This window comes from Ectothiorhodospira shaposhnikovii, from assembly GCF_022227765.1.
Lineage (GTDB): Bacteria > Pseudomonadota > Gammaproteobacteria > Ectothiorhodospirales > Ectothiorhodospiraceae > Ectothiorhodospira.
Genome location: NZ_JAJMLZ010000010.1, coordinates 81,889 through 97,487, shown reverse-complemented (window position 1 = coordinate 97,487; position 15,599 = coordinate 81,889). Strand labels below are relative to the sequence as shown.

General features: G+C 63.3%; 16 protein-coding genes. All 16 read left to right on the top strand.

Features of this window, described 5'->3' with window-relative positions; translation table 11 throughout:
- Complete coding sequence (fliM, locus tag LQD11_RS13825; protein WP_238618068.1) at positions 1-981, top strand: flagellar motor switch protein FliM; 981 nt, start codon at positions 1-3, stop codon at positions 979-981.
- Positions 978-1,532, top strand: coding sequence for a flagellar motor switch protein FliN (gene fliN / locus LQD11_RS13820; RefSeq protein WP_412851462.1), 555 nt, complete (start codon positions 978-980; stop codon positions 1,530-1,532). The genes fliM and fliN overlap by 4 nt, the downstream gene beginning before the upstream one ends.
- Positions 1,533-1,540: 8 nt before the next feature.
- On the top strand, positions 1,541-1,996 hold the full coding sequence (gene fliO / locus LQD11_RS13815) for a flagellar biosynthetic protein FliO (protein ID WP_238618066.1): 456 nt from the start codon (positions 1,541-1,543) through the stop codon (positions 1,994-1,996).
- A complete protein-coding gene (fliP, locus tag LQD11_RS13810; protein ID WP_008931529.1) occupies positions 1,993-2,742 on the top strand; it encodes a flagellar type III secretion system pore protein FliP in 750 nt (249 codons plus the stop codon). Before fliO ends, fliP begins: the two co-directional genes overlap by 4 nt.
- A gap of 18 nt (positions 2,743-2,760) precedes the next feature.
- Positions 2,761-3,030: a flagellar biosynthesis protein FliQ gene (fliQ, locus tag LQD11_RS13805; RefSeq protein ID WP_008931528.1), complete on the top strand. Its 270-nt coding sequence runs from the start codon at positions 2,761-2,763 to the stop codon at positions 3,028-3,030.
- Between the two features lie 12 nt (positions 3,031-3,042).
- Entirely contained in the window at positions 3,043-3,819 is a 777-nt protein-coding gene (gene fliR, locus LQD11_RS13800; RefSeq protein ID WP_238618065.1) for a flagellar biosynthetic protein FliR, read from the top strand.
- Between the two features lie 3 nt (positions 3,820-3,822).
- On the top strand, positions 3,823-4,980 hold the full coding sequence (gene flhB / locus LQD11_RS13795) for a flagellar biosynthesis protein FlhB (RefSeq protein ID WP_238618064.1): 1,158 nt from the start codon (positions 3,823-3,825) through the stop codon (positions 4,978-4,980).
- The gene (gene flhA, locus LQD11_RS13790; RefSeq protein WP_238618063.1) at positions 4,981-7,074 is read left to right on the top strand and encodes a flagellar biosynthesis protein FlhA; all 2,094 of its coding nucleotides are present in this window, start codon (positions 4,981-4,983) and stop codon (positions 7,072-7,074) included. It begins immediately after the preceding gene.
- A 26-nt stretch (positions 7,075-7,100) separates the two neighbouring features.
- Positions 7,101-8,597, top strand: coding sequence for a flagellar biosynthesis GTPase FlhF (gene flhF / locus LQD11_RS13785; protein ID WP_238618062.1), 1,497 nt, complete (start codon positions 7,101-7,103; stop codon positions 8,595-8,597).
- Positions 8,598-8,643: 46 nt separating this feature from the next.
- The gene (locus LQD11_RS13780; protein ID WP_476700532.1) at positions 8,644-9,483 is read left to right on the top strand and encodes a MinD/ParA family protein; all 840 of its coding nucleotides are present in this window, start codon (positions 8,644-8,646) and stop codon (positions 9,481-9,483) included.
- Between the two features lie 2 nt (positions 9,484-9,485).
- Positions 9,486-10,208 carry an RNA polymerase sigma factor FliA gene (locus LQD11_RS13775; RefSeq protein ID WP_238618061.1) on the top strand — a complete coding sequence of 241 codons (723 nt, stop codon included), beginning with the start codon at positions 9,486-9,488 and terminating at the stop codon, positions 10,206-10,208.
- Positions 10,209-10,311: 103 nt separating this feature from the next.
- The gene (locus LQD11_RS13770) at positions 10,312-10,692 is read left to right on the top strand and encodes a chemotaxis response regulator CheY (protein ID WP_238618060.1); all 381 of its coding nucleotides are present in this window, start codon (positions 10,312-10,314) and stop codon (positions 10,690-10,692) included.
- An 8-nt stretch (positions 10,693-10,700) separates the two neighbouring features.
- On the top strand, positions 10,701-11,459 hold the full coding sequence (locus LQD11_RS13765; protein ID WP_238618106.1) for a protein phosphatase CheZ: 759 nt from the start codon (positions 10,701-10,703) through the stop codon (positions 11,457-11,459).
- Between the two features lie 102 nt (positions 11,460-11,561).
- Positions 11,562-13,622, top strand: coding sequence for a chemotaxis protein CheA (locus LQD11_RS13760; RefSeq protein WP_238618059.1), 2,061 nt, complete (start codon positions 11,562-11,564; stop codon positions 13,620-13,622).
- Positions 13,623-13,696: 74 nt separating this feature from the next.
- Complete coding sequence (locus tag LQD11_RS13755) at positions 13,697-14,836, top strand: protein-glutamate methylesterase/protein-glutamine glutaminase (protein WP_238618058.1); 1,140 nt, start codon at positions 13,697-13,699, stop codon at positions 14,834-14,836.
- Positions 14,837-14,839: 3 nt separating this feature from the next.
- Positions 14,840-15,580, top strand: coding sequence for a flagellar motor protein (locus LQD11_RS13750; protein WP_238618057.1), 741 nt, complete (start codon positions 14,840-14,842; stop codon positions 15,578-15,580).
- Positions 15,581-15,599 lie beyond the last annotated feature (19 nt).

Below are 15,599 nucleotides of genomic sequence, written 5' to 3'. Positions count from 1 at the left end.
ATGGCCACCAGTGATCTTCTTTCCCAGGACGAGATTGATGCCCTGCTGCACGGGGTGGACAGCGGTGCGGTGGAGACCGAGGATCAGTTGCTCGCTCACGATGGCGTGGCCAGGGAATACGACCTGACCACCCAGGATCGTATCGTCCGGGGGCGCATGCCCACCCTGGAGATGATCAACGAGCGCTTTGCCCGTTACATGCGCATCGGGCTGTTCGAACTCCTGCGTCGCTCGGCGGAGATTTCCGTGGGCGGGGTCAAGATGATGAAGTTCGGGGAATACGTGCACTCCCTGTATGTGCCCACCAGCCTCAACATGGTCCGGGTCCGGCCGCTGCGGGGTACCGCACTGTTCGTGCTCGACCCCAAGCTGGTGTTCATCCTGGTGGACAATTTCTTCGGCGGGGACGGTCGCTATCACGCCAAGATCGAAGGGCGGGAGTTCACCCCGACGGAACTGCGGGTGATCCGCATGTTGCTGGACCAGTCCTTTACGGATCTGAAAAAGGCCTGGGCACCGGTGATGGATCTGGACTTTGAATACAACCGCTCCGAGGTCAATCCCCAGTTCGCCAATATCGTCAGCCCCACCGAGGTGGTGGTGGTCTGCTCCTTTCACGTGGAACTGGACGGCGGTGGCGGTGAAATGCACGTGACCATGCCGTATTCCATGATCGAGCCCATCCGTGAACAGCTGGACACGGGGTTGCAGAGCGATCGGGCGGACGTGGATGACCGCTGGGTCAAGGCTCTGCGCGAGGAACTCAAGATGGTGCAGGTGGAACTCACCGCCAAGCTGACGGAGACCGAGCTCACCGTGGCCGACATGATCAACCTCAAGCCCGGTGACATCATTCCGGTGGAAATTCCCGAGGAAGTCACGATCCGGGCCGAGGGCATCCCCGTGTTTCGCGGTCGTTTCGGCACGTCGGACGGTTTCAATGCCATCAAGATTACCGGGCCGATCCGGCTCAGTGAATGAATACAGCGAGGATGACCTCCATGAGTGACAAAGATCAGGACAACAAACCCGAAGCCGAAGAAGAGGATATCTGGGCGGCGGCCCTGGCCGAACAGGCCGAGGCGGACCAGAAGGCCGGAGGGAGTGCCCCGGCCGCCGATGAGGCCGCCGGGGGCGCACAGGATGCAGGCGGTGCCGCGAGTGGCGAGGCCGCCAACAAGGGTAATGCCTGGAAGGATCCCACGCCCAGAATGTCCTTTGAGGATCTGGGTGCCGAAGCCACCCCCGGTCGGGGTGCCGAGGGCGGTGCCGAGGTCAACCTGGGTGTGATCCTGGATGTGCCCGTGACCATCTCCATGGAAATCGGGCGGACCAGGATCCCCATCCGTAACCTGCTGCAGCTCAACCAGGGTTCCGTGGTGGAACTGGATCGCCTGGCCGGAGAACCCCTGGACGTGATGGTCAACGGCACCCTGGTGGCCCATGGCGAGGTGGTGGTGGTGAACGAGAAGTTCGGTATCCGCCTGACCGACGTGATCAGCCCGGCGGAACGGGTTCGCAAGCTCAAGTGAGGCGTCCCATGTCCCTACTCAAGCCCTTCATCGGTGTGGTGCTGCTTCTGCTCATGCCCCTGGCCGTGTCGGCGGGTGAGTCGGGAGGGGGGGTGCCCGGACCGGGCATCACGGGGGATGGCGCTGCCTATCTGGGACAACTGGTGATGGGCCTGATCCTGGTGATCTTCGCCATCCTGTTGCTGGGCTTCATGATGCGCCGCATGGGCGGCATGCACAGCGGGGTGTCCGGAGAGCTGCGGGTGCTCGGTGCGGTCTCCCTGGGGGCCCGCGAGCGCATGGTCCTGGTCCAGGTGGGCGAGACCCAGTTGTTGCTGGGGGTGGCGCCGGGCCGGGTGCAGACCCTGCATGTCCTGGATGCGCCGGTCCGGACCGGGGAGGGTGTCGCGACCCAGGGCCGTCATGGCGGCGGTTTTGCCGAGCGCCTGCGTCAAGCCATGGGCCGGCAGGGAGGGACGTCATGAGGGCGCTGCTGCTGTCACCCCTGGCGCTGCTGCTGCTCCTGTGGCCGGCCGCTCCGGTGATGGCGCAGGCCGGTATCCCGCTGCTGTCGGTGGACACGGATCCGGGCGGTACTCAGACCTATTCGGTCACGCTGCAGATCCTGATCCTCATGACCCTGATGAGCGTGCTGCCGGCAGCCCTCATCATGATGACCTCCTTCACCCGGATCATTATCGTGCTGGGGATCCTGCGCCAGGGCATCGGCACCACTCAGACCCCTTCCAATCAGATCCTGATCGGACTGGCCCTTTTCCTGACCTTCTTCATCATGGCGCCGGTCTTTCAGGCGGTGAACGAGCAGGCCATCCAGCCCTTCATGGCCGAGGAGATCGGTCAGGAGGAGATGGTCAAGCGGGCCTGGGTGCCGCTGCGGGACTTCATGCTGGAGCAGACCCGGGAGACGGACATTGCCATGTTTGCCCGCATTGCCGGGCATGACGGTTTCGAGGGACCCGAGGATGTACCTTTTTCCGTCCTGGTACCCTCGTTCATCACCAGTGAACTCAAGACCGCCTTCCAGATCGGCTTCCTGATCCTGATTCCATTTCTGATCATCGACCTGGTGGTGGCCAGCGTGCTCATGTCCATGGGCATGATGATGCTCTCCCCGCTGATCATCTCCCTGCCGTTCAAGATCATGCTGTTCGTGCTGGTGGACGGCTGGGCGATGATCATGAGCACCCTGGCCACCAGTTTCTTTGTCTGAACCGCGAGGAGCATGCCGATGACGCCGGATACCGTGGTGGAAGTGGGGCAGCAGGCCGTGTGGGTCATCGTGCTGATCGCCGCGCCGGTGCTGCTGACCGCCCTGGCCATCGGTCTGTTCATTGGCATGATCCAGGCCGCCACCTCGATCCAGGAAATGACCCTGTCCTTCATTCCCAAGCTGCTGGGCATGTTTGCGGCCCTGGTGATCGCCGGCGGCTGGATGCTGGATCTGTTGGTGGATTACTGCCTGCGGCTCTATGAGAGCATCCCCGGGCTGATCGGGTAGGCGTCATCGGTCATGTTCAATTTCACCGACACCGAACTCATCGCCCTGGTCACCGCCTTCCTGTGGCCGTTCGTGCGCATCGGCGCGATGCTGATGGCGGCGCCGATCTTCGGCGCGGGGACGGTGCCGTTGCGGGTGCGTCTGGTCCTTGCCATGGTCCTGGCCCTGCTGATCGCTCCTCTGCTGCCGGCGGCGCCCGCCGTGCAGCCCCTGAGCATGGAAGGGTTGATCGTCACCCTCCAGCAGGTGCTGATCGGGGTGACCATGGGGTTCATCTTTCAGATGGTCATGAGCGCCCTGACCATGGCCGGTGAGTCCATCGCCCTGTCCATGGGGCTGGGCTATGCCTCCATGGTGGATCCCGCCATGGGGGTCCAGGTGCCGGTGGTGTCCCAGTTCTTCGTGATCATGGGTACCCTGATGTTCCTGGCCATGAACGGCCATGTCGCGCTGCTGGACATGTTGTTGCAGAGCTTCTACCTCATGCCCATCGGTGTCGATGGGCTGACCCGGGTGGATTTCTGGGGCGTGGCGAGCTTCGGGTCCGCCATGTACGTGGGGGCCTTGCTGGTGGGGCTGCCCATCGTGGCGGCCATGCTGATGGTGAACCTGTCCATGGGCGTGATCACCCGGGCCTCGCCCCAACTCAACATCTTCGCGGTGGGCTTTCCCATGATGATCATGCTGGGTTTCGTCCTCATCATGCTTAATCTGCCCACCCTGGAACCCCGTATCCGTGATCTGGCCATGGCCGGGTTCGGACTCATCCAGCGCATCCTGGGAGGCTAGGCCATGGCCGAGAATGAATCCTCACAGGAAAAAACAGAACAACCGACGCCCAAACGCCTGCGGGACGCCCAGGACAAAGGGCAGGTGGCCAGTTCCAAGGAACTCAACACCACCTTGGTACTGCTCACCGGGTCCACCACCTTGCTGCTGTTCGGCGGAGCGTTTCTCAATCATATCCAGGCCCTGATCCGAAATAGCCTGATCATCGATCGGGATCGCATCTTTGATCCCTCCTTCATGATGGTGGCGCTGCAGGCACGCATCGGCGAGGCACTGATGATCCTAGCCCCCATGTTCCTGGTCCTGGTGATTGCCGCCATCACCGGGCCGGTGGTCATGGGCGGGGGGCGCTTTCGTCTCAAGGGACTCCAGCCCAAGCCGGACAAGCTCAGCCCCATCAAGGGGCTCAAGCGCATCTTCGGTCCCCAGGGACTGATGGAACTGGCCAAGACCCTGGCCAAGTTCTCCCTGATCGCGGTGGTGGCAATGGGCATCCTCTGGCAGTTTTCCGATCGCCTGCTGGGGTTGGGGGGGCAGGAGATGGTGCCGGGCGTGGTGAGCGCCGGCTACATGATCGCCTGGACCTTCGTCGCCCTGAGCGTGGCCCTGATCCTGGTGGTCATGATTGATGTGCCGTTCCAGTTGTGGAATCACCAGCGCCAGCTGCGCATGACCAAGCAGGAGGTCAAGGATGAGTTCAAGGAGACCGAAGGCAAGCCGGAGGTCAAGAGCAAGGTGCGTCAGCTCCAGTACGAGGTGTCCCGGCGCCGCATGATGGCCGAGGTGCCCAAGGCCGATGTGGTGGTGACCAACCCGACCCATTTTGCGGTGGCCCTGAAGTATGACCAGCAGAAGGGCGGGGCGCCCCGGGTGGTGGCCAAGGGGGCGGATCTGGTGGCGGGGGAGATCCGGGAGGTGGCCAGACAGTCCGGTGTCACCCTCCTGTCGGCGCCGCCCCTGGCCCGGGCGCTGTACTACAGCACCCGTCTGGAGCAGGAGATCCCCGCCGGACTCTATGTCGCCGTGGCCCAGGTGCTGGCCTATGTCTACCAGTTGCGTGCCGCGCTGCGTGAAGGCGGGATGGTGCCGACACCGCCTACCGATCTGCCGGTGCCGGAAGAGTTTCTCAAACGTGATGTGCCGCCTGCGGAGAATGCATAAATGGCGAGCTTTGCAGACAGTCTGAAGAATGTGAACCGCATGGGGCTGGGAGCGCCGTTGCTGCTGATGGCGTTGCTGGCCATGATGGTCATCCCGCTGCCGCCGCTGGCCCTGGATCTGCTGTTCACCTTCAACATCGCCCTTTCCCTGGTGGTGATCCTGGTGGCGGTATACACCCCGCGCCCGCTGGAATTCGCGGTGTTCCCCACCATACTGCTGGTGGCCACCCTGCTGCGCCTGGCCCTGAATGTGGCCTCGACCCGGGTCATCCTGCTGGAAGGACATACCGGCACCGATGCGGCGGGCAATGTGATCCAGGCCTTCGGCGATTTCGTGGTGGGCGGCAACTACGCCGTGGGCCTGGTGGTGTTTGCCATCCTCGTGATCATCAACTTCGTGGTGGTGACCAAGGGCGCCGGCCGTGTCTCCGAAGTGAGCGCCCGCTTCACCCTGGATGCCATGCCCGGCAAGCAGATGGCCATCGACGCCGATCTCAACTCGGGGCTGATCTCCCAGGACGAGGCCCGTAAGCGCCGGGAGGAGGTGGCCCAGGAGGCCGACTTCTACGGTTCCATGGACGGTGCCAGCAAGTTTGTCCGGGGGGATGCCATCGCCGGCATCCTGATCCTGTTCATCAACATCGTCGGTGGCTTGGTGATCGGTACCCTGCAACACGGCATGAGTGTGGGGGATGCGGCCACCAACTACGTTCTGCTGACCATCGGCGACGGCCTGGTGGCACAGATTCCTTCGCTGGTGCTGTCATCGGCCACGGCCATTATCGTGACCCGGGTGTCGACCGCCCAGGACATGGGCCAGCAGGTCGTCAAGCAGTTGTTCGGTTCTCCCCGCGCCCTCTATGTGGCGGGCGGCATCGTTGGTGCCCTGGGACTGGTGCCCGGTATGCCAAATATGGTGTTTCTGAGTCTGGGGGCCCTGATGGGCGCCGGCGCCTACCTGATGAGCCAGCAGCGCGTCGCCGAGGAGGCCGCCGTGGCCCGGGCGCTGGATGAGGAGGCGCCGCCCCCCACCAGTCCGGAGATGAAGGAATTGACCTGGGATGACGTGCCGCCGGTGGATCTGGTGGGTCTGGAGGTGGGATATCGCCTGATCCCGCTGGTGGACCGTTCCCAGGGGGGGCAGCTGATGGCCCGGATCAAGGGCGTGCGGCGCAAGTTGTCCCAGGAACTGGGTTTCCTGATTCAGCCGGTGCACATCCGCGACAACCTGGACCTGGGGCCTAATCACTATCGGCTCACCCTGATGGGCGTGACCACGGGGGAGGGCGAGGTGTTCCCGGACCGAGAACTGGCCATCAATCCCGGACAGGTCTTCGGTCAGGTGAAGGGGACGCCCACCAAGGACCCGACCTTCGGTCTGGATGCGCTCTGGATCGATCCGGCGCAGCGGGAGGAGGCCCAGGGGCTGGGCTATACGGTGGTGGACGCGGGGACGGTGATTGCCACCCATCTGTCTCAGATCCTGCGTGACCATGCCCATGAACTGCTGGGCCACGAGGAGGTCCAGCACCTGCTGGACACCTTGGCCAAGCATTCACCCAAGCTGGTGGAAAACCTGGTGCCCAAGACCCTGGCACTGGGGGTGGTGCTCAAGGTGATGCAGAACCTGTTGGCGGAGCAGATCCCGGTACGGGACATGCGCACCATCGCCGAAACATTGGCGGAGCATGGTGCCAAGAGTCAGGATCCTGACGCATTGACGGCCGCGGTCCGGGTCTCCCTGTCGCGGGCCATTGTCCAAAACATTGTGGGAACCGCATCGGAACTGCCTTTGCTGGCCATTGATCCAGCGTTGGAACAGATATTGCAGAAATCCTCACAGGGAGGCAGCGGCGCAGGACTCGGGATCGAACCCGGACTGGCCGAACGCCTGCAGCGTTCCATCGCAGAGGCCTCCCAGCGTCAGGAGATGTCGGGCGAACCTTCCGTGTTGGTGGTGTCGCCGGACATCCGGCCCTGGATGTCCCGCTGGCTGCGTTCGGCGGTACGCGGGCTCCATGTCCTGGCCTACACGGAAATACCGGACAGCAAGCAGATCCGGGTGGTGGCCACCGTCGGTAGGGAAACGGGTTAGTGCAACGGGGGTAACGGGTTACCGTCATGAAGATAAAACGCTATTTTGCACCGGATATGCGCCAGGCCATCCGCCTGGTGCGGGAGAGTCAGGGACCGGATGCGGTGATCCTTTCCAGCCGCAGCGTGGAGGGCGGCATTGAGTTGATCGCCGCCATGGACTATGACGAGGAGGCGGTAATGGAGATGGCCGCCCAGTCGGGTGAGCCGGTATCCAGACCCTCGCCCCTGTCCAGACCCTCACCCCTTGCCGCCGAACGGACGGTCTCTCCCGCCGTGGGGGCCGGCTCCGGCGCGCCCGATGACGGGCCGGAGGCCCCGCGCAGTCCCGGGACGCCTCGGCCCGAGGCGGTACAAGCTCCCGCACTCCGGGAAGGCATCCGAGTCCAGACGGGGGAATTTCCGCCTCTGCGCGCCCGTCGTGATGATGGTTGGGCGGAGGAGGGGCTGCCCGCCCTGATGACGCCGGTGGTCGATCCGCCGCCTCCGGCCACGGAACCCGAGCCCGTGAAACCGGCCAAGGCCCGCAAGGTCGTCAACATCGAATGGTCCCAGGAGCCCACGCTGCTGGCCATGCAGAAAGAAATTCAGGGGTTGCGCGCCATGCTGCAGGACCAGCTTGCCAGTCTGGCGGGCCAGGAGTTCATGCGCCGTGATCCGGGTCGGGCCGGCGTGGTGGCCCGGTTACAGCGCATGGGGTTGGAGCCGGAGCTGGCCAAGGAGATTGCCTTGGCTGTCAGTCATCCCGAGGACCCCGCGGAGGCCTGGCAGGAGGCCCTGACCCAGCTGTCCGGTCGCCTGGCGGTCACTCCGGACGGTATCCTGGATCAGGCCGGCATCATCACCCTGGTGGGGCCGAGCGGCGTGGGCAAGACCACGACGGTGGCCAAGCTGGCGGCGTTGCAGAGCCTCAGGCACGGCCATGACTCGGTGGCCCTGATCACCACGGACGCCTACCGCATCGGCGCTCATCGACAGTTGCAGACCTTTGGTCAGATCCTTGAGGTTCCCGTCTATCTGGCGCAGACAGCACGCCAGCTGGGCGATATGCTAGAGGGGTTGAAATCCAAGCGGCTGGTCATCATTGATACGGCGGGTACCAATCAGCGGGACATGAAGCTGCTGGCCGAACTGGAATCCCTGACGGCACTGCCTTCCGCCAGGACCCTGTTGGTGATGGCCGCCAATGTGCAGAAGGCCGTGATGACGGAGACCGTGAAATCCTTTGCCCGATTGCAGCCGGAGGGGTGCGTACTGACCAAGGTGGATGAAGCCGCTTCGTTGGGCGAGGCCCTGTCGACCCTGATCCGGGCAGGCCTGCCGCTGACCTTCGTCAGCGAAGGCCAGCGCATCCCCGATGATTTGCGTCCGGCCCGTGCCGCCCGACTGGTGGCCACCGCCGCCAGGATGGCGGATGCCGGTGGCGAGCGGGCGGATGCCCGTCAGGCCCAGGTGGTTTCTCCCATGTTCCGCGAGCCCATCAACCAGCCCAATGCCAGGTATGTCCATGCCTCCAGCCAGTGAGCCCAATATGGCCCGGTTATCCCCGCCGGCGGGAGCGGTGTCCCCGGTGCGCGTGCTGGCGGTGTCCAGCGGCAAGGGCGGGGTGGGCAAGACCAATGTGTCGGTGAACCTGTCCGCGGCCCTGGCCCAGGGCGGCAAGCGGGTCATGCTGCTGGATGCGGATCTGGGGTTGGCCAATGTGGACGTGTTGTTGGGGTTGCAGCCCAAGGCCAACCTGTACCATGTCCTCAACGGCGAAAAGACGCTGGAAGAGGTGTTGCTGGAAGGCCCCGCCGGCATGCTGATCGTGCCGGCGGCCTCGGGCATTGCCCGCATGGCGGATCTGGAACCGGCACAGCATGTCGGTATCATTCGTGCCTTCAGCGCCCTGTCTCACCCCTTGGATGTACTGGTGGTGGATACCGCGGCAGGCCTGCATGACAGCGTGACCCGGTTCTGCCGGGCGGCTCAGGAGGTGCTGGTGGTGGTGTGCGACGAGCCGGCCTCCATCACCGATGCCTATGCCCTGATCAAGGTGCTGCACCGGGATCATGGCCTGATGCGGTTTCGCATCCTCGCCAACATGGTCCGTAACGACAATGAGGATGAGGGCAGGGCCCTGTTTCGCAAGCTGGTGTCCGTCTGTGACCGTTTTCTGGAGGACGTGATCCTTGATTACGTCGGCGCCATTCCTCATGACGACCTGTTGCGCAAGGCCGTGCAGCGTCGGCAGACTGTGCTGGAGGCCTATCCCTCCAGCCCTGCCGCCCGTGCCTTTCGCAGCATTGCCGGTCGCGTCGATCAATGGCCCATGCCCCGCAACACCCGGGGCGGGATCGAATTTTTTGTGGAAAGGTTGATCAACAGTGGTCGAAACGACCTGGAGCCAGTCACATCAGTGCCATAGCCATGTATGCCAGCGCAGAGTCAGATCATACTCGACTGGTGGATGAGCATGTCGCCTTGGTCAAGCGAATCGCTTACCATCTGCTCGCCCGCCTGCCTGCCAATGTGCAGGTGGAAGACCTGATCCAGTCCGGGGTCATCGGTCTGCTGGAGGCTGCCCGTCATTATGACCCTTCCCAGGGGGCCAGTTTCGAGACCTATGCCGGCATCCGGATCCGAGGTGCCATGCTGGACGAGGTCCGTCGCAGTGACTGGACCCCCCGCTCCGTGCATCGCAATGCCCGGCGCATCAGCGAGGTGATCCGGGAAATTGAAAACCGGGAAGGGCGCGAGGCAAGCGGTGCGGAAATCGCGGCTGCCCTGGGCGTGGACCTGGACACCTACCACGACATGCTGCGGGATGCCGCCGGCAGCCGGGTGCTGGGTTTTGATGATCTTTGCGACGGGGATGGTGATGTGGACAATTTCCTCCCGGCCCAGGGGCAGACGCCCCTGGAGTCCATCACCCGGATGGATTTTCAGACAGCCCTGGCCGAGCACGTCAATGCCTTGCCCGAACGGGAGCGTTTGATCCTCTCGCTGTATTATGATGACGAACTGAACCTGCGGGAGATCGGTGAAGTGCTCGGTGTCAGTGAGTCCCGGGTGTGTCAGATCCATGGTCAGGCGCTGGTTCGTCTCCGGGCCCGCATGGCCGACTGGGTGGCCGACGGTGAGCGGGTCTGATTCCCCGCTTGCCGGCAGAATTTGATTTCAGAATGCCGGAGCGCCCCGTTCGGGGATCTCGCTTCGGTACGTGTTTAATCGGGAGGTTATTGTGGACAAGAACATGAAGATCCTCATCGTGGATGATTTTTCCACGATGCGCCGCATTATCAAGAATTTGCTGCGGGATCTTGGATACAACAATACCGCCGAGGCTGATGACGGCAGCACTGCGCTGCCCATGCTGCAGAACGGTAACTATGACTTCCTGGTCACCGACTGGAACATGCCCGGCATGCCCGGCATTGATCTGCTGCGGGCTGTGCGTGCCGATCCCCGCCTCAAGGACATGCCCGTCCTGATGGTGACGGCGGAAGCCAAGCGAGAGCAGATTGTTGAAGCGGCCCAAGCCGGCGTCAATGGCTATATCGTCAAGCCTTTCACCGCGGAAACCCTGAAGGAGAAGATCAACAAGATCTTCGAGCGGCTTCAGGAAAAAGGGTGAACAACGTCATGGAGAACCAGGAAGACAGCAAAGAAGCCCTGTTCAGACAGCAGCAGCTGGAACGTGCCCGGGAGCTGGTCACGCTCATGGAGTCGGGGGACGAGGAAGGGGCAGGGCGTCTCATCGAGGAAATGGGTCGCATGCACGAGAGCCTGCTGTTCCAGGAGCTGGGCAAGCTGACCCGTGATCTGCACGAGGCTCTGAACAGTTTCCGTCTGGATTCCCGGCTCTCCGAACTGACACACCAGGATATTCCCGATGCCAAGGAACGCCTCAACTATGTGGTTGCCATGACCGATCAGGCGGCCCATCGCACCCTCAATGCCGTGGAGGCGGCATTGCCGGTTTCCGAGGCACTGGCAAATCGGGCACGGATACTCGGGGCCGACTGGGCCCGTTTTCGCCAGCGGGAAATGACCGTGGACGAGTTCCGGTCGGTGAGTCAGGCCCTGGCCGACTTTCTCCAGGATACGGAACGGGACGCGGAAACCCTGCGCAGTCAGCTGTCGGAAGTGCTGATGGCCCAGGATTTCCAGGATCTGACGGGGCAGGTCATTCGTCGCGTCATGACCCTGGTGCAGGATCTGGAGGATAACCTGGTGGGGCTGGTGCGGATTTCCGGCAAGCGCCTGTCCACGCCGGAGGGCAAGGACAGGGACGCGGGGGTTCAGCCGACGGGTCCCGCGGTCAAGGGGACCTCGGATCATGGTGACGTGGTGAAAAGCCAGGATGATGTGGATGACCTGTTGTCCAGTCTTGGATTTTAAGGCCGGGCCTGTCATCGGAGCACCCGCCGGTTTCAGATTTCGCCGCTCCGGCCGCCAAACCGGAATATCAGGGTGCGTTTGCACCGGGCGTGAGAGACGGACATGAGTCTGGATACCGACGACGAAATCCTGCAGGACTTTCTGGTTGAGGCCGGCGAATTGCTGGAGGGTCTCAGTGAGCAGCTGGTGCAGCTGGAACAGACCCCCGATGACAAGGACCTGCTCAATGCGGTCTTTCGCAGCTTTCACACCATCAAGGGCGGAGCCGGGTTCCTGAGTCTGGATAACCTGGTCAAGATCTGCCATCGCGCCGAGGATGTCTTCAACCTGCTGCGCCAGGGCCAGCGCCATGTGGACAGCAACCTGATGGATATCATCCTTCAGGTGGTTGATGTGCTGAATCGGATGTTCGACGAGGTGCGTTCCGGCACGCAGCCGGCGCCCGCGCCGGACCCGCTGATGGCTGCCTTGGAACCCCTGACGCTACCCGAGGGAGAAGAGGAGGCATCGGCACCGCCGCCCCCTCCAGCGATCCCCGCGGCACCCGAGCCTCCGCCCGCACCGGCATCGGCATCGGGGGAGTTGCAGGGGGACATTACGGATGATGAGTTTGAAGCCCTGTTGGACGCTCTGCAGGATCAGAAGCAGAATGGCGGCCCGCAACCGTCGCCCGCCGCCGCCGTACCATCGCCGATGTCCGCCGGCACGCATCGGGCCGAGGGTGACACCATCAGTGATGAAGAGTTTGACCAACTCCTGGATGCGCTGCAGGGCAGAAAGCCGGGGGCGGCCTCTGCCCAGCCGGCATCCTCCCCGGGGGCGGGGGACATCATCACCGATGATGAGTTTGAAAACCTGCTGGATAATCTCCATGGCAAGGGGGCGGCGCCCAAACCCGTGACACCCGCCGCTCCGGCGCCGTCCGCTGCCAGGCCTGCGCCGCCGACGGAGACGCCGGTCGGTGGTGTCGACAAGGGAGCCAAGCCCGCCGCTCTGGCTGATACCTCGGTCCGGGTGGATACCAAGCGTCTGGATGACATCATGAATCTGGTGGGGGAACTGGTGCTGGTGCGCAACCGCCTGGCGACCCTGCGCTCCCGGATGCGGGATGAACAGGTATCCAAGGCCGTGACCAACCTGGACGTGGTCACGGCGGATCTGCAGGCCGCGGTGATGAAGACCCGGATGCAGCCGATCAAGAAGGTGTTCGGGCGCTTTCCCCGGGTGGTCCGGGATCTGGCCCGCAGCCTGAAAAAGGAGGTCAATCTGGAACTGTGGGGGGAGGACACCGATCTTGACAAGAACCTGGTGGAGGCCCTGGCCGACCCCCTGGTGCATCTGGTGCGAAATGCGGTCGATCACGGCATCGAGTCGCCGGAGGAGCGCCTGGCCGCCGGTAAGCCCCGTGCCGGTCACGTGGTCCTGTCCGCAGCCCAGGAGGGTGATCATATCCTGCTGACCATCTCCGATGACGGCAAGGGCATGGACCCGGAGGTGTTGCGCGGGAAGGCGGTGGAAAAGGGACTGATGGATGAAGATGCGGCATCACGGCTTTCCGATCACGATGCCTTCAATCTCATCTTCAGGGCGGGCTTTTCCACCAAGACCGAAATTTCCGACGTCTCCGGTCGCGGTGTCGGCATGGATGTGGTCAAGACCCGGATTGCCCAGCTCAATGGGCGGGTGGAAGTCACTTCCGAACTGGGCAAGGGCAGTACCCTGAGCATCCGTCTGCCGCTGACCCTGGCCATCCTGCCCACCTTGATGGTGGTGCTGGGCCGGCAGCGTTTTGCGTTGCCGTTGGCCAATGTGAGTGAAATTTTCGACCTGGATCTGTCCCGGACCAACCGCGTGGATGACCAGGAGGTCATCATGGTGCGTAATCGCTCCCTGCCGCTTTACTATCTGCGGCGGTGGCTTGTGCCCGGCAGCAGCGATGAATACCGGGGCATGGGGCATGTGGTGGTGGTGTTCAGCGGTAATCAGCGCGTGGGCTTCGTGGTGGACAGCCTGATCGGCCAGGAAGAGGTGGTCATCAAGCCCCTGGGCAACATGCTGCACGGCGTTCCCGGTCTGGCGGGGGCGACCATCACCGGTGATGGTGGCATTGCGCTGATTCTTGACGTGCCTGGGCTTTTGAAGAATTACGCCAGAAGGCATTGATCTGACCTGCTCTCGCATCATCCCGATCGACTCGGACGCGAGGGCCCATGACCTGGAAAAGACGGAGAGACTTGATGGCGGTTCGCGTTCTGGTGGTGGACGATTCCGGATTCTTCCGGCGTCGCATCGTGGAAATCCTGAATGCCGATCCGTCCATTGAGGTGGTGGGGACTGCCGGCAACGGCCAGGAGGCGGTGGAACTGGCCGCCAGTCTGGGTCCGGACGTGATCACCATGGATATCGAGATGCCGGTGATGGACGGCATCACCGCCGTCAAGCGCATCATGGCCCGTCATCCGGTGCCGATCCTGATGTTTTCCTCCATCACCACCGAAGGGGCCAAGGCCACCCTGGATGCCCTGGAGGCCGGGGCGGTGGATTTCCTGCCGAAGAAATTCGAGGAGATTGCCCGTGACCAGGAGCACGCCAAGGAAGTGCTGCGACGGCGTGTCAAGGCAGTGGGTCGGCGGCGCTTCTCCCGGCCCACGACCTCAACCACGGCGGTTGCCTCGCCATCCGGCGCCGCTTCTCGCGTGACGCCGGCGCCGCCACTGTCGGGCAGGCCGGTGATGGTCGTGCCGCCTGCCGGTACGCCGGTACCCCGATCGGCCAGGAGCGTCCCGGATCGCACCCCGATCCAGCTCAGGGATTTTCGGGTGGTTCTTATCGGGACCTCCACGGGAGGGCCTTTGGCACTGCAGAAGGTGCTGTCCGAACTGCCCGCCCATTTTCCACTTCCGTTGTTGTTGGTGCAGCATATGCCGGGCACCTTCACGCCGGCCTTCGCTCAGCGCCTGGATCAGCTGTGCCGGATCCGGGTCAAGGAAGCGGCCGACGGCGATGTGCTGGCCCCGGGACTGGCCCTGCTGGCCCCCGGCGGCAGGCAGATGCTGGTGGAGGCCCGTTCAGGCCAGCAACGGATCAGGATCACCGACAGTTCACCCGAGCAACACTATCGCCCCAGCGTGGATGTCACTTTCAATTCCGCTGCCGCGGTGTTTCGCGGCGATGCCCTGGCCATCATCATGACCGGCATGGGTGCCGACGGTCGGGAGGGAGCGCGACTCCTGAAACGCTGCGGTTCGAAGATCTGGGCCCAAGATGAGGAGAGCTGCGTGGTGTACGGCATGCCGGCCGCGGTGGTGGATGCGGGGCTTGCGGATCGGATTCTGCCGCTCTCTCAGATCGGCAGGTTGCTGGCGGAGGGGAGCTGACCCATGGATATCCTGACGCTGATCGGTGTACTGCTGGCCCTGGTGGCCATTTTCGGTGGCACCATTGCCAAGGGCAGTGGCCTGGCAGCTCTGTGGAATCTGGCCGCGTTCGTGATTGTGGTGATCGGTACCATCGCCGCCGCCCTGATCCAGGCCCGGCCGGCGGTGTTCCTGCAGTCCATGAAGATCCTGCCTTGGGCCTTCATGCCGCCGCGTCTGGATCCGGAGGCGATCATCGAGCGGATCATCGGCTGGAGTCAGGTGGCCCGCAAGGAGGGCCTGCTGGGGCTTGAGTCGCTGGCGGAAACCGAGGAAGACCCGTTCGCCCGCAAGGGCCTGCAGCTGTTGGTGGACGGCACGGAGCCCGAGACCATCCGCACGATTCTGGAAGTGGACAGCCAGACCCGTGAAGATTTTCACACCCAGGCCGCCAAGGTCTATGAAAGCATGGGCATCTATGCACCGACCATGGGCATCATCGGCGCGGTGATGGGCCTGATGGCAGTGATGCAGAACCTGGCCGATCCCAGTCGCCTGGGTGCCGGCATCGCGGCGGCCTTTGTGGCCACCATCTACGGGATTGCCTCGGCCAACCTGTTTTTCCTGCCCGTGGCCAACAAGCTCAAGGCCATCATCCAGAATCAGGGGTCTTATCGGGAAATGATCATTGAAGGAATCATCTCCATTGCCGAGGGTGAGAACCCGCGCAATATCGAAACCAAACTGCAGGGGTATCTGCACTGATCCGTTGGGCCATGCACCA

Coding starts and splice junctions, on each gene's coding strand:
- flhB (WP_238618064.1), top strand. CDS start 3,823: ATGGCCGAGAATGAATCCTCACAGGAAAAAACAGAACAACCGACGCCC.
- fliQ (WP_008931528.1), top strand. CDS start 2,761: ATGACGCCGGATACCGTGGTGGAAGTGGGGCAGCAGGCCGTGTGGGTC.
- LQD11_RS13755 (WP_238618058.1), top strand. CDS start 13,697: ATGGCGGTTCGCGTTCTGGTGGTGGACGATTCCGGATTCTTCCGGCGT.
- fliP (WP_008931529.1), top strand. CDS start 1,993: ATGAGGGCGCTGCTGCTGTCACCCCTGGCGCTGCTGCTGCTCCTGTGG.
- LQD11_RS13775 (WP_238618061.1), top strand. CDS start 9,486: ATGTATGCCAGCGCAGAGTCAGATCATACTCGACTGGTGGATGAGCAT.
- flhA (WP_238618063.1), top strand. CDS start 4,981: ATGGCGAGCTTTGCAGACAGTCTGAAGAATGTGAACCGCATGGGGCTG.
- LQD11_RS13765 (WP_238618106.1), top strand. CDS start 10,701: ATGGAGAACCAGGAAGACAGCAAAGAAGCCCTGTTCAGACAGCAGCAG.
- LQD11_RS13770 (WP_238618060.1), top strand. CDS start 10,312: ATGAAGATCCTCATCGTGGATGATTTTTCCACGATGCGCCGCATTATC.
- flhF (WP_238618062.1), top strand. CDS start 7,101: ATGAAGATAAAACGCTATTTTGCACCGGATATGCGCCAGGCCATCCGC.
- fliN (WP_412851462.1), top strand. CDS start 978: ATGAATACAGCGAGGATGACCTCCATGAGTGACAAAGATCAGGACAAC.
- fliO (WP_238618066.1), top strand. CDS start 1,541: ATGTCCCTACTCAAGCCCTTCATCGGTGTGGTGCTGCTTCTGCTCATG.
- LQD11_RS13760 (WP_238618059.1), top strand. CDS start 11,562: ATGAGTCTGGATACCGACGACGAAATCCTGCAGGACTTTCTGGTTGAG.
- LQD11_RS13750 (WP_238618057.1), top strand. CDS start 14,840: ATGGATATCCTGACGCTGATCGGTGTACTGCTGGCCCTGGTGGCCATT.
- fliR (WP_238618065.1), top strand. CDS start 3,043: ATGTTCAATTTCACCGACACCGAACTCATCGCCCTGGTCACCGCCTTC.
- fliM (WP_238618068.1), top strand. CDS start 1: ATGGCCACCAGTGATCTTCTTTCCCAGGACGAGATTGATGCCCTGCTG.